Source organism: Candidatus Sulfotelmatobacter sp. (assembly GCA_036500765.1).
GTDB lineage: Bacteria > Acidobacteriota > Terriglobia > Terriglobales > Acidobacteriaceae > Sulfotelmatobacter.
Genome location: DASYBM010000002.1, coordinates 22,078 through 35,281, shown reverse-complemented (window position 1 = coordinate 35,281; position 13,204 = coordinate 22,078). Strand labels below are relative to the sequence as shown.

Annotated in this window: 11 protein-coding genes; 5 read left to right on the top strand and 6 right to left on the bottom strand. The window is 58.5% G+C overall.

Annotation, left to right across the window (positions count from 1 at the left end):
• Positions 1–16 precede the first annotated feature (16 nt).
• Entirely contained in the window at positions 17–670 is a 654-nt protein-coding gene (locus tag VGM18_01390) for a DUF5752 family protein (protein HEY3971623.1), read from the top strand.
• Positions 671–682: 12 nt separating this feature from the next.
• Entirely contained in the window at positions 683–2,197 is a 1,515-nt protein-coding gene (locus VGM18_01385) for a glycosyltransferase (protein ID HEY3971622.1), read from the top strand.
• Between the two features lie 138 nt (positions 2,198–2,335).
• Here the strand turns inward: VGM18_01385 and VGM18_01380 are convergent, their stop codons facing one another.
• The 5 genes from VGM18_01380 to VGM18_01360 form a co-directional block, all read right to left on the bottom strand.
• Positions 2,336–2,977 (bottom strand): LacI family DNA-binding transcriptional regulator, encoded by a 642-nt coding sequence (locus tag VGM18_01380; GenBank protein HEY3971621.1) that lies wholly within the window; start codon positions 2,975–2,977, stop codon positions 2,336–2,338.
• A gap of 268 nt (positions 2,978–3,245) precedes the next feature.
• A complete protein-coding gene (locus tag VGM18_01375) occupies positions 3,246–3,992 on the bottom strand; it encodes a formate dehydrogenase subunit gamma (GenBank protein HEY3971620.1) in 747 nt (248 codons plus the stop codon).
• Positions 3,976–4,899 carry a formate dehydrogenase subunit beta gene (gene fdxH, locus VGM18_01370; GenBank protein ID HEY3971619.1) on the bottom strand — a complete coding sequence of 308 codons (924 nt, stop codon included), beginning with the start codon at positions 4,897–4,899 and terminating at the stop codon, positions 3,976–3,978. The genes VGM18_01375 and fdxH overlap by 17 nt, the downstream gene beginning before the upstream one ends.
• A 79-nt stretch (positions 4,900–4,978) precedes the next feature.
• The gene (gene fdnG, locus VGM18_01365) at positions 4,979–7,600 is read right to left on the bottom strand and encodes a formate dehydrogenase-N subunit alpha (GenBank protein ID HEY3971618.1); all 2,622 of its coding nucleotides are present in this window, start codon (positions 7,598–7,600) and stop codon (positions 4,979–4,981) included.
• A gap of 48 nt (positions 7,601–7,648) precedes the next feature.
• Positions 7,649–8,230 (bottom strand): hypothetical protein, encoded by a 582-nt coding sequence (locus tag VGM18_01360; GenBank protein ID HEY3971617.1) that lies wholly within the window; start codon positions 8,228–8,230, stop codon positions 7,649–7,651.
• Positions 8,231–8,673: 443 nt separating this feature from the next.
• Between VGM18_01360 and VGM18_01355 the strand changes: the two genes are divergently transcribed.
• Positions 8,674–9,693 carry a beta-propeller fold lactonase family protein gene (locus VGM18_01355; protein HEY3971616.1) on the top strand — a complete coding sequence of 340 codons (1,020 nt, stop codon included), beginning with the start codon at positions 8,674–8,676 and terminating at the stop codon, positions 9,691–9,693.
• Positions 9,694–9,750: 57 nt separating this feature from the next.
• Here the strand turns inward: VGM18_01355 and VGM18_01350 are convergent, their stop codons facing one another.
• Positions 9,751–11,589 carry an L-lactate permease gene (locus VGM18_01350; protein ID HEY3971615.1) on the bottom strand — a complete coding sequence of 613 codons (1,839 nt, stop codon included), beginning with the start codon at positions 11,587–11,589 and terminating at the stop codon, positions 9,751–9,753.
• Between the two features lie 113 nt (positions 11,590–11,702).
• Between VGM18_01350 and VGM18_01345 the strand changes: the two genes are divergently transcribed.
• Positions 11,703–12,497, top strand: a complete 795-nt coding sequence (locus VGM18_01345) for a formate dehydrogenase accessory protein FdhE (GenBank protein ID HEY3971614.1) — start codon at positions 11,703–11,705, stop codon at positions 12,495–12,497.
• A 77-nt stretch (positions 12,498–12,574) separates the two neighbouring features.
• Complete coding sequence (locus VGM18_01340) at positions 12,575–13,165, top strand: YkgJ family cysteine cluster protein (GenBank protein HEY3971613.1); 591 nt, start codon at positions 12,575–12,577, stop codon at positions 13,163–13,165.
• Positions 13,166–13,204: the final 39 nt, after the last annotated feature.

Genomic DNA, 13,204 nt, shown 5'->3' with positions numbered 1-13,204 from the left:
AATAAACAGGAACAATATGCGCAAACCGAACAAGCCCTTTTATTTCAATACCTCGGAGCACCTGCTGCGAATTGGGCGGCAGAAGGCAACCAACCTGGCCGAGTTGTGGCAGGCGCTGCAAACCTGCCCCGATGATTCGATCTTCCAGCACACTTTTCGCACCCTCCAGGAACATCATTTCATCCGGCAGGGATTCTCCAACGACTTCGCGCACTGGGCGATTTCGGCCTGCAACGAGCCCGTGCTGGCGGAACAACTGGCCAGCGTGGATGTGCGCGAATATACCGACATCGAGGGTTTGCGCCGACGTATGGTCGGCATCGTGGATGAATTCTTGCAGCAGCATCCGCGGTCGGGCGATAAGACGGCGCACGAGCCGTTCTTTTTCTGCGCCTCTGACCTGGTCGTGCTGCCCACGCCCTTTGCACCCGACACGGTTTCCGGATTCCTCGAGGGCCTTCGGAAAGTCAGCGTGCATTCGATTCATCACCATTTCATTGAAGCTCGCCTGCGCCTGCATTCCATGACCAACGATTTCTCCCAATGGCTTGAAGAGGAAGTTGGTTTGGAGCGGCCCGCACAATCGATTGAGCGCATCGATATTTACACCAATACGATGGAAGGCGTGCGCCAGCAGATTGCCAACATCGTCGAACAGAATCTGAACTAGGACCGGAAAAACATGAAGTTTACGACCGAGAAGTCTACGACCGAGAAGTATTCAAGTGAAGAACAGCGCTCCAGCGCTTCCCCGCAAACCGCTGGCTCACAGTCTGAAATCGATGCTCGCGTGTCCGCCGGCCCAGAAACCGCTGCCGCAGAAACGGCAGAAAGGGAAGTTCGCGACGCCGAGGTTTCGGAAGGCGCCGCTCGCCCTGCGCCCCCGACGGGATCGGGAAGCGACACGAGCGGCGGACAGAGCCGTCGCCTGCCCGCCAGCGTGCTCACCCCGCCGCCCCCGGCGCCCTCGCCGCATTTGGACGACTACGAGAAAATCATTGGTCAGGCTCAGTTAGACGATTTGCGTTTTCTCGCCCGCGATCTGAAAGGCAAGTCGATCAAGATGGTCAACTCCACCGCGGTGGGAGGAGGCGTGGCCGAGATGCTGAATCGCCTGGTTCCCTTGCTCTCCGAGTTGGAAGTCCCCACGCACTGGGACGTGATTACCGGCGGCAACGATTTCTTCGAGGTCACCAAAGCCTTTCACAACGCTCTGCATGGCACCCGCTACGAGCTGACCAAGGCTGCGCAGGAAATATTTCTGATGTACAACGAGCAGAATCGCGAACGCCTCCAGTTCGCCGAAGATTTGATCGTGATTCACGATCCCCAGCCCGTCGGCCTGATCCGCTCCCACGACAGGACTCCAGCCAACTGGGTGTGGCGTTGTCACATTGACTTGTCGAATCCCGATGAGCAGGTGTGGGAATTTCTGCGGCCGTTTGTGGAGCAATTCGACGCCGCGATTTTTTCTTCGCAGTCGTTCGCGCGCCAACTGCCGATTCCGCAATATCTGTTTTATCCCTGCATCGATCCGCTGTCGGAAAAAAACAAAGACCTGCCCGACGCCGTGGTCCAGAGAATATGCGACGATTTTGGCATTGACCGCTCCCGTCCCATCGTGACTCAGGTATCGCGATTCGACCGATTGAAAGATCCCGTCGGCGTCGTACAGGCTTATAAACTTGCCAAGAAGTACGTGGACTGCCAGTTGGTTCTGGCTGGCGGCGGCGCATCCGACGATCCCGAAGGCGCGGCCGTTTTGCAGGAAGTAAAAGACGTCGCCGGGAACGACCCCGACATTATCATTCTCGACCTTCCGCCTTGGTGCGCGCTCGAAATCAATGCCATTCAGCGCGCCTCTACCATCGTGGTGCAGAAGTCACTTAAAGAAGGCTTTGGCCTCACCGTCACCGAAGCATTGTGGAAAGGAAAGCCGACAATCGCGGGCGCCGTAGGCGGCATTCCGAACCAGGTCATTCACAAACTGACTGGGGTTCTGGTGCACTCGGTGGAGGGCTGCGCGTTTCAGATTCGCTATCTGCTGACGCACCCGGATTTCGCCAAACGCATTGGCACCGCGGGGAGGGAGCACGTCAAGGAGAATTTCCTGATGACCACCAACGTAAAGCGCTGGCTGCTGCTCTTTCGAATATTAGAGCGTGCCAAGTCGCGCCGCGGAGCACGGCGCCCGTAGCGGCATATTCTCGAGTAGCGCTGGCGTCCCCGCCGAATATCGCGCGAGCCGCCCCTGAACTCGTCGAAGGGGAACTTCTCCTCGCAGTCGGCGGCGAAAGCTTTCTCACCGGTTTCGCCAGCGACTTGGCCGCTGCGCTCAGGCCCGCTCCGGAACATCCATATTCAGCCTCCCACCTGGCAACTCGAAGGACGAACTGGGAAGCTTCGGAAGCACCTTCATCCGGCGCGGAGCATTGTCCTTTTCAATCTGACGCATAACGGTATCGGCCGCGGACTCGCCCAATTCCGAAAGCCACGCCTGCATCTCATCGTCTAACGGTTGCGGAAGCGCCATATATTCCACTTCAACCGAAGCGACGGGTAATTCCATTTCCTGCGGCAGAATCGAGTCGATGGCGATGACTCCTTCGATCCCGCGCTGGTGGAGCTGAGCTGGAATCGTATTCCACTCGGAAGCGCAGTCGAACGATTCCAGGGCCAGCAGATAGCCGCGCCGATGCAACTGTTTCTGTACTCCCGCCACGACACGCGCCACCGACGGCCGCCCAATATCCGCGGTGATGGCGGCCACCAGTCGGGTGCGCCGGGTGCGCAGCGATCGCGCCCACAGGTTCGGGCGATAGTTCAACTCGCCGGCAGCGCGGAAGACTCGCTCCTTCGTGCGCTGCGGAATCGCCCACGACGCAGGCGTGTTGTTCAGCACGGCCGATACGGAACACGGAGCAAGCCCAACTCGTTCGGCGACATCTCGCAGGCTCACAGCTTTTTTGTCGGACAAAATGTCCCCCTTAATTCTGACAGGGCAGGATTCTGAAACGAGCCGATCTTGTTCGATTACGAATGCAGACCTCATTTTCAAGGCCCACATGCAGACAGCGTGGTCAGCAACTGGAAAAACCCATTCGCGGGGAGAAAGCCAACTGAAATGGTGGCCGATCTCCTGCGACATTGCAGGAGATGCAGAATTACTTTGGCGCAGACCCGCAAGATAGTCCAATGCAAAAAATCCATTGTAAAGATCGGAGAAAGGAAGAGATCCTCGTCAACTACCTGCCCTCGAACCGCCCATGCTGTCGCGCCTCCTCACAGGCCTGCGCAGGATCGCGCCCCGTCACCTCTTTGTACCAAGCCGGATGGAACGTCCACGCCCAGGCCTCGCTGACCGCGCCGCGAATCATCGCCTGAAAAGTTCCGGGCTCGCCGATGGTGCTGAGATAAATATGAATAAAGATTCCGCCCAGCATCACGATCGCGGAGATATCGTGAAGAACGTAGCTGACGGCAACGGCCCAGCGCCCGAACGTGCGCGCCCCGGCCCAAAGAATAATTCCCGTTATCAGATAAATCACAGAGCCCGCGACGATCTCCCAGAATTGCGCCTTTTGGCCGCCGTTGAAGAAGCCCGTGTCGGGCGGTTCCATTTTTTCGTTGCCGCCGACCGTGTTTTTCAGGTTACGCATCCAGCGCGTGTCCGCAGGAGTCCACTTCATCGGCGCGATCCAGTTCAGTGTTTGCAGTCCAAAGAAAGTCACGAATCCCAATCCGAACCAGGGATGCAGAGCGCGAGCCATCGGCCCGCCACCGAAGATCGGCGTGAACCAGCGGAAGAGCCACGGAAGATAAATGCCGAAGCCAGAGAACAATGCCAGAAAAAAGAATAGAGCAACCATCCAGTGCAGAAAGCGCGTATAGACGCGATGGCGTTGCAACTCGCCGACATGGATCTCATTCTGCCCGATGCGGTCGAAGGCATCGCGCGCCTTGTCGTCAAAGCGTTCAACTACGCTGGACATCGGAGCCCTCCTTCTTCGGCGGCTGGGGCTTCAGCGGCGGCTCAGGTTGCGGCACGCGCGGACCCACGGTGATGTAGTGCAGCAGAACTCCTAGCAGGCCAAACATGGCAAACGCGCCCAGCACAGGCTTGAATAGCCATTTCCAAACCGTATAGCTCCACGGGATCACCGGATTCTTTGTCAGTCCGCCGTAACGCTCGGGATTCTCCGCGTCATGCAGCACGTAAATAACATGGGTGCCGCCGATCGACTGCGGATCATACACGCCCGCATCTTTGAATCCGAAATTGTCGCGCAGTTGCTTGGATCGCTCCTCCGCGATGAACTTCATGTCGTCCTTGGTGCCAAACTTCAGGCATCCCGTCGGGCAAGCCTTGATGCAGGCCGGCTCCAGGCTGGCGCCGACGCGGTCGGAGCACAGCGTGCACTTGTAAACTTTTTTCGTCGCGGGATTGAATTTGGGAATGTCGTACGGACATCCCGAAACGCAGAACTCGCACCCGATGCAGTTCTCCTGCTGGAAGTCGACAATGCCGTTGGTATATTGCACAATGGCGCCGTCCGCCGGACAGGCGCGCAGGCAGCCCGGGTCGGCGCAGTGCATGCACTGGTCCTTGCGCATGAGCCACTGAATGGTCCCGTCCTCACGCTGGTGCTCGTTGAACTTGATCAGATTCCAGAAATTCCAGCGCGTCGCCGGCATCGTCTGATAGGTATTGTCGAACGTGGTCGGACTGAACGGCATGTCGTTCCACTCGACGCAAGCGACCTCGCAAGCCTTGCAGCCGATGCAGATCGTGGTATCGATCAGCTTGCACACTTCCGCATCGCGCTGCGTGTCGAAGCCGGGCGGAGTCCCGGAGTGCCCCGAGATCTGCCGGACCTGAAGTGTCTTGCGATCGCTCATTCTAGCTGTCAGCTTTCAGCTATCAGCGGTCAGCCATCACTCTCCAGCATTTTGCTGAGAGCTGATAGCTGATAGCTTCCTACGCTTTCTCAATCTTCACCAAAAATCCCTTAAACTCCGGCGTGAACGCATTCGGATCGATCACCGTCGGCGTCAACTGATTCGCCAGCGTTTTCGCCGTCTTGCCTTCATCCTCGGCAATGCCGCGGAATCCCCAATGAATCGGAATGCCGATCTGAAACATATCTTTGCCATCGATCTTCATCGGACGAATGCGTCGCGTGACCATCGCTTTCGCAATGTAGTGGCTGCGCGCGCTCGTCACTTTTACGCGCTCCCCTCCGGTGATGCCCATCTTGTCAGCCAACTCCGCCGGCACCTCCACAAACGGTTCCGGCACCAGTTGCACGTTCATCGGATTATTCTTGGTCCAGTAGTGGTAATGCTCGGTTAACCGGTAAGTGGTGCAGATCACGTTGTAGCCCTGCTCCACCGTGCCGTACTTGTCCATGTCGGTCTTGTACTTCTTCACTACGGGATTCGTGGACTGGTTCGGATGCAGCGGATTTGCGATCGGGCTCTCGATCGGCTCATAAAATTCGGGGAACGGTCCGTCCGCCATTGCGCTCAGCGGCACGAACAGCCGGCCCACGCCTTCGGGATTCATGATGAACGGACCCATGTGATCCTTGGGCGCAGAATCGGGTTTAAAGTCGGGCACGTCGACTCCGGCCCACGTTTTCTTATTCTCATCCCACCAAACCTGGCGTCGCGACGGGTCCCAGGGCTTGCCTTCGGTATCGCACGACGCGCGGTTGTAAAGCACACGCCGATTCATGGGCCACGACCACGCCCAGTTTGGATACACGCCGAGTCCCGATGGATCTTCAGTGCCGCGACGCTGCGTCAGCGCGCCCGCCTCAGTCCACGATCCGCAATACAGCCAGTTGCCCGAGAGCGTCGTGCCGTCGTCTTTGAGCCACGCAAAGCCGGGAAGTTGCTGTCCGGCTTTGATGGTTTGATTCGTCTTGGGGTCAGTGATGTCGCCGATCGCCTTCCCGTTGAGTTCTTTCGCGACCTCCGAGAGCGACGGATTGTAAGGATCTGTGTAGGCAAACGATGCATTCAGAACCGGGTCTGGGAATTTTCCGCCGTCTTTCTTATACAGCTCGCGAGTCTTCAAAAAGATCGTCGCCAGAATTTCCTGGTCAAGTCGCGCCTGTCCGGGCGGCGGCAGCGCAACATTCTTCCACTGCAACCAGCGCGCCGAATTGACGAACGTCCCGTCCTTCTCCGCGAAACCCGCGCCCGGAAGCCGATACACGGTGGTGTTGATCTGCTTCATATCCTCGGTCGAAATGCCCGGAGCGCGCCAGAATTCGCTGGTCTCGTCGGGATAGATTTCGCAAACCACCAGCCAGTCCGCCTTCTTCAACGCGTTAATATTCTTTTCCGAATCTGGGCCAATCATGACGCCGTTCATGCCAAAGGCAAACAGGCCTTTCACTTTGCCTTCATACATGTCGTTCCAGATGTTGACCCAGGAATAGTTGCGATCGATCTTCGGCAAATAGTTGAACGCGAAATCGTTCTCCTTGGTCGCCGCCGTCCCGTACATCGCTTTGAGGAACGACACGGTAAACTTCGACGTGTTCGACCAGTAGTTGAACGAATCCCAGGGATCGGGCTTCGAGGCCGTCGGTGTGATCCGCTTTACATACGTCGCAAGATCCACATCGGCGGGATTGGGCATCTTCAAATAGCCGGGCAGATTGTCGAAGATGCCGGCCATATCGGTGGCGCCCTGAATGTTGGAATGCCCGCGCAATGCATTCACCCCGCCGCCCGCACGTCCCACGTTTCCCATCAGCAATTGCAGCATGGCGGCGGTGCGAATGATCTGCGTGCCGAAACTATGCTGCGTCCAGCCCACCGCATAAATGATGGTCGAAACTTTGTTCATGTCGCCGTCTTTGCGCACAGAAGTGTAAAGGTCGGCTGCCTTGAGAAACTCGTCTTTTGGAATCCCCGTAATGCGCTCCACCATTTCCGGGGTGTACCGCTCGTACTGCTTTTTCAATAATTGAAAAACGCAGCGCGGGTGCTGCAACGAAAGATCGAACGCAGTTTTCGGCGGCAAAGTGGGAGCAGGAGCGGTTCCGCCCTTCGCTCCTGCCGGACTCGCGCCTTGATAGCCCTGTCCTTCTTGTTTGACCGCGCCCTCGCCGCCGCCGGCGTTAGCGTGCGGGGCCGGTGGTTGTTGCCCCGCGGGAGTGGGCATGACCGGTTTGCCCGTCAGGTCTCCGCCTTCTTCGTAATTCCACGTCGCCTTGTCGTATGTTTTTTTCTCGGCGTCGAAGCCGGAATACAAGCCGTCCTCCGGCAGTTTGAAACCGTCTTTAATAATGAACGCCGCGTTGGTGTAGTTGACCAGATAGTCGTGGGCGATGCGGCCGTTCTGAATGGCGTAGTTAATCACGCCGCCGAGGAATGCAATATCCGCGCCCGCACGAATCTGTACGTACATATCCGCCGTCGCGGCAGTCCGCGTGAGCCGGGGGTCGACGACGATCGTTTTTGCATTGCGGTGAATCTTGGCTTCAATCGCCCACTTGAAGCCGCACGGATGGTTCTCGGCGGGATTGCCGCCCATGATCAACATCATGTCGGTGTTCTTGATGTCGATCCAACCATTGGTCATCGCCCCGCGTCCGAATGTTGGCCCCAAACTGGAGACCGTAGGGCCGTGTCAAACCCGAGCCTGGTTTTCCAGGTAGCAGACCCCCAGGCTGCGCATGCTCTTGACCACGAGATAATTAAATTCGTTGGTATCGGTGCAGCCGCCGGTGAAGGCAATGCCCTCGCAGCGATTCACGGTTTTGCCGGAAGGATCTTTCTCGGTGAAAGTGTCGTCGCGCGTCTTCTTTACTTTTTGAGCAATCTCCGCGTAAGCCTGGTCCCACGAAATATCTTCCCAGTCGGTCGCGCCCGGCCGCCGCACCTGCGGCTTGAGCAGCCGCCTGTCATTCATAATGTCCTGCTCGAGCGACGACCCTTTTGGGCACAGCGTTCCGCGATTGATAGGATGGTCGGGATCGCCCTCGACGTGCACCACCTGTGGGATCGCATTCTTCGCCTTGTCGCCCAGCGTGTAAATAATCACGCCGCAACTCACCGAACAATAAGGACAAGTGCTGCGCGTCTCACTGGCTCGCGAAATTTTCAGGTTGGCAGTTTGGGCGTAGACCGGGGTAAGGTCGAATCCAAGTGCGGAGAAACCGGCTCCGCCAAGAACGGCGCCCTTGAGAAAAGTCCTGCGGGAGAGTTCCATCAAAAGCCTCCAGCGAATCTGCCGCCTGCGAATCGAGCCACGCGGACCCGGAGAAACTCTAAGATGTAGAACAAAGGTTGAAGGTTGCGACCGTTGTGCTTTCTACGCCCGACGGCCAGGGTCTGTATCCGCCCGATGCCGGAGACTATATTCCTGCGCCGCGGGGGTAGTCAATCCGGAAGAAGCCGGAGCTTCCGAATCGGATTCGATTTTTTCCCGAAACCTGAAACTTTCCCGCCGCTCGCACCTCCCATGCTGTGCGCAATGCACCCTGGGGCGAACCCCGTCCGCCGTGGCCGTCCCCTTGGTATTTCTGCGTCATCCATCGACCAGGAGAGAGAAATGACCACGACAACTCGCACCCTATTCCTCATGATGCTGGCAATCGCCGTAGGATTGCCGGCACGCAGCAACGCTCAAACTGGCAGCAGCGGCGCTTCGCGATGACGAACTCCGCTGACAATAATGAAGTAATCGCTTACAAACGCGCTGCCGACGGCTCATTGCACGGACGTCACAGCTTCTCCACCGGCGGCCGTGGCAGCGGAGGCCTGACCGATCCGTTGGCATCCCAGGGTTCGCTCACTCTCACCCAGGATCGCTTTCACTTATTGGCCGTCAACGCCGGCAGCGGGGACATTTCGGTTTTTCGCGTAGTTGGACCAACCCTCTCTCTGGTTGGAAAGACTCCTTCGGGCGGCAGCGAGCCGGTTGCGGTCGCGCAACACGGAAAGCTGGTCTACGTGGTAAACGCCGGAGGTACCAGCAATGTCGTTGGTTTCCGCTTGGATGCGAATGGTCTCACGCAGATACCAGACTCCATCGCTTATTTGTCCACTGCCAGTTCCGGAGCGTCTTCGTTGGCGTTCAGCCCGGATGGCGAATCCTTGCTGGTGACGGAAAAAGTCACGAATGTAATCGATGCCTTCCATGTGCAGACCGACGGCAGGCTCGCTTCCATCGTTGTGAACCCAAGCGCCGGCCCTGGAGTGTTCTCGGTCGTCTTCGCTCCCAATGGAGCGGTACTGGCTGCTGAAACTGGCCCCGCTGGTGCCACGAATGCGTCGGCCATTTCGTCCTACGCGCTCGCGCCCAGCGGAACTCTCTCCGCCATCAGCGCGAGCGTGCCTACGCTCGGTGCTGCCACGTGCTGGAACGTAGTTACTCCTGACGGTCATTTCGTCTATACCTCGAACTCAGGCACCTCGACCATCTCCGGATTCTCCATCGGCGCTAGTGGCTCCTTAACTGCGCTGCCCGGGACGGTTGTGGGCACGCTGCCCTCTGGCAGCACTAACCTTGACATTGCCATCACCGCCGACGGCAAATATCTCTACACTCTCGACGCCGGAACCGGCACGATCGACACCTTCGGCATCAATTCCGATGGCAGCCTCACCAATCTTGGCAATGCCGGTGGGCTTTCCGCGGATGCGGCGCTCAACGGCATAGCAGCAATCTGACAATCTAGTTCCCGTAAGGAAAGCGGGAGTTGTGCGCAACTGCGACTCCCGCGTAACTCACTGCACTACCAGCCGCGTAAACGGCGCCACGTACGCCTCGAGAAATACAAGCACGCCCACCAGGCAAGCCAGCGCAATGCTATGCCAGAACACGTAGCGCAGTATGTCGCCCTCGTGCCCATACCATTCGGTCGCAGTGCTGGCGACGACAATGCTCTGGGCGTCAATCATCTTCCCCATCACGCCGCCCGCGCTGTTCGCCGACGCCATCAGCACGGGCGAAATGCCGATCTGCTGTGCCGATATTTTCTGTAAGCTGCCAAACAGCACGTTCGACGCAGTGTCGGAGCCGGTCAGCGCCACGCCCAACCATCCCAGCAAGGTTCCGAAGAACGGATAAAGATGCCCCGTCCGCGCGAAGGCCAGGCCCATCGTGGCGTCCACGCCCGAGTACCGCGTGATAATGCCGAGCGACATCATCACCGCGATGGTGATCATCGAGAAGCGCACGTGCCACACCGTTTGGCACCACATCGCGACCATCCGCGGAAGCGACAATCCCATAATGAAGCCGGAAATTATCGCGGCAATCAGAATTCCCGAGCCCGTCGCCGACAACCAGTTCAGGCCGAATATCGCCGCCTCGGCCGTAGGCTTGGCCACGACCGGAGGCACCCGCTGCACCATCTTGTTGAGCCCGGTCACAGGAATCTGAGGGTTGGTCATCTTACTCGGTGGCGTCGACCACCCGCTCATGAAAGGAAATACTTTCTCCGGCGTGTTCATAATTTTCTTGCCGGTGTATGTTCCCCAACAGAAAACCGTAATGCTCAGAACCAGCCATGGCAGCCACGCGCGCACCACCTCACTGCGGCTATACCCGTGCGCACCGCGCGCAGCACGCTGTTCCCCTTGGTGGCCCTCATGTCCCCAGATCCGCGCAGGCTGCCAGATTTTTAGAAACAGAATCAAGCACAGCATCGAACACATCGCTGCAATAATGTCGGTCAGCCATGGCCCGTGATAGTTCGAGACCAGGTACTGCGGAAGGGCGAAGGCCGCGCCCGCAACCGCAATGGCCGGCCAGATCTCTTTCATCCCCTTAAAACCCGCGTATGCCCATATCAACCAGAACGGCACCAGCATCGAGAAAAATGGAAGAATGCGGCCAACTTGTGCTCCCAGCGCAAACTCGCTGTACCCGGTGACTGCGGCCAAAGCCACAATCGGAGTGGCCAGCGCGCCGTACGCCACCGGGGCGGTATTGGCGATCAGCGACAACCCGGAAGCCTGCAACGGTCTGAAGCCGAGGCCGATCAGAAGCGCAGCTGTCACGGCTACCGGCGTTCCGAATCCCGAAGCGCCTTCAAAAAACGCGCCAAACGAAAATGCGATCAGCAGCAGTTGCAGCCGCGTGTCCTGCGTGATGCCGGTCATGCTCTGCTGCAAGACTTTGAATCGCCCGGTCGCCAGCGTCATGCGGTACAGGAAAATGACATTGAGAATGATCCAGCCGATGGGGAACAATCCGTACAGCGCTCCGTAGATGGCGGTGATGCTCGCCACTTTGATCGGCATGTGGAACAGCCCAGCGGCAACTACGAGGGCGGTCACGAGTCCAAGAAAAGCGGCATAATGCGCCTTCACACGAAAAATCGCCAGAGTCGTGAGCAGTACCACCACGGGCAGTGCTGCGCAAATCGCCGACAGCCACCAGCGCCCGAAGGGATCGTAACCCTGCGCCCACGGCGTGGCGGGTGTAGCGCCCCTCCAGGCCATGATCACGACGGCCGCCGTAACCAGGAACATCAGAATAGGGGGAAGACTTCCGCCGCTTGGCGGCGGTGACGAGGCTAATTTCTCATGCGAAGTGGATGCGCCTGCAGTTCCGGACATGCGCCACCTGCTTCCCGGGAGTCGAGAAATGGGAATGAAGCAAAGCTACTGTAATCGTCGATCGAGAAGCATGCAAGCTTGCCGATCGTAGGATCGCCGCCGATAATTGCTAGATGACGAAATCCCCCTGGCAGCGGCGCATCCAGCGCGCGCAGGAACTTGCCAGCCCGCACGCCTTCGCGGCAGAAATTCTCGGATTTTACATCCGCATCGCACGTTTCCAGGAGGAACTCAATCGCGAACTCCGCGTCGTGCTTCAGCCGCCGATCTCTTCGATAGACCGCGACCTCACGCCAGCGGAGCTCTTCGAACTCAGCTCCCGGTTCGATTCGTTCGTGTTCATGGCGGAAGCGTACGGACCGAAGCTGTTGGCCGAGGTGAGTCGCGAACTGCGCAGCCGTGGCCCACAGTTCTGCGCGGAATTATTACAATCAGTATGGGCAGCCTACGCTCCGGCCGACGCTCAGGATTTACTGGCCCAGGCTTTTCTCCAGCCCTACGCCGAGTTGCTCCGCTCCCACGCTGCTCTGCGCCCGCGTTCGACCTCGTACGCTCTCTGCCCGTTCTGCAATCGCAAGCCCGGCTTCGGCGTATTGCGCCAGATGGGCGACGGCGGCGCGCGATCGATGGTCTGTACCTTCTGCCTCGCCGAATGGGAATTCCGCCGCATTGTCTGCCCAGGTTGCGGCGAAGAAAATGACAAAAAGCTTGCGGTCTTCACCGCCGACGATTTCGACTACATTCGCGTCGAATGCTGCGACTCCTGCAAAACCTACACCAAGAGCATCGACCTGACGAAAAACGGACGCGCCGAACCGGTGGTCGACGAACTCGCCTCCGCTCCCCTCGACCTATGGGCTCGCGAACGCGGCTATGCCAAGCTGAGAGTCAATTTGCTCGGGCTCTAAATGCGCTATCCTCGGATATGCAGAGCCGTTATCCATCCCGCGGAGTTCGAAAAAGAGATCAGAGGCTGATTCAGATCGTGGACTCTGCCTTAGTCGACGTCACCCGGAAAAGCGGCCACTGGCTCGTCTGCCGCCCCGGATGCACGCAATGCTGCATCGGAGCGTTTCCCATCAATCAGCTCGATGCGCTCCGTCTGCGGCAAGGCCTCGCCGATCTTGAAGCGCGCGCGCCCGAGCGCGCAGCGCAAGTGCGCCAGCGTGCTCGCGAATCGGTAGCCCGGCTGTCGCCCGAGTTTCCCGGCGATTCCGTCAGCGGCACGTTATGCGAAGGCGAAGAGGCCGAGGAACAGTTCGCCGACTTCGCCAACGACGAGCCTTGCCCGGCGCTCGATCCCCAGACGGGATATTGTGAACTCTACGAATCGCGGCCGATGACTTGCCGTGTCTTCGGGCCGCCTGTGCGCTCAGAAGCTCCTGGCGAAGACGCTCAAGGCGAAAGTGGTCTCGGTGTCTGCGAACTCTGCTTTCAAGGCGCGTCTCCCGAAGAAATCGCCGCCTGCGAAATGAAGCCCGATCCCGATGACCTGGAATCGCGCCTGCTCTCCGAACTGGGAAAAAGCACAGGCGCTCGCGGCAATACGATCATCGCTTTCTGCCTGGCGCATTGACATCGATCACGGAACGAGAAGCGCATAACCGCGACACGA

Coding starts and splice junctions, on each gene's coding strand:
- VGM18_01345 (HEY3971614.1), top strand. CDS start 11,703: ATGACGAAATCCCCCTGGCAGCGGCGCATCCAGCGCGCGCAGGAACTT.
- VGM18_01390 (HEY3971623.1), top strand. CDS start 17: ATGCGCAAACCGAACAAGCCCTTTTATTTCAATACCTCGGAGCACCTG.
- VGM18_01350 (HEY3971615.1), bottom strand. CDS start 11,589: ATGTCCGGAACTGCAGGCGCATCCACTTCGCATGAGAAATTAGCCTCG.
- VGM18_01375 (HEY3971620.1), bottom strand. CDS start 3,992: ATGTCCAGCGTAGTTGAACGCTTTGACGACAAGGCGCGCGATGCCTTC.
- fdnG (HEY3971618.1), bottom strand. CDS start 7,600: ATGACCAATGGTTGGATCGACATCAAGAACACCGACATGATGTTGATC.
- fdxH (HEY3971619.1), bottom strand. CDS start 4,899: ATGAGCGATCGCAAGACACTTCAGGTCCGGCAGATCTCGGGGCACTCC.
- VGM18_01360 (HEY3971617.1), bottom strand. CDS start 8,230: ATGGAACTCTCCCGCAGGACTTTTCTCAAGGGCGCCGTTCTTGGCGGA.
- VGM18_01385 (HEY3971622.1), top strand. CDS start 683: ATGAAGTTTACGACCGAGAAGTCTACGACCGAGAAGTATTCAAGTGAA.
- VGM18_01355 (HEY3971616.1), top strand. CDS start 8,674: ATGACGAACTCCGCTGACAATAATGAAGTAATCGCTTACAAACGCGCT.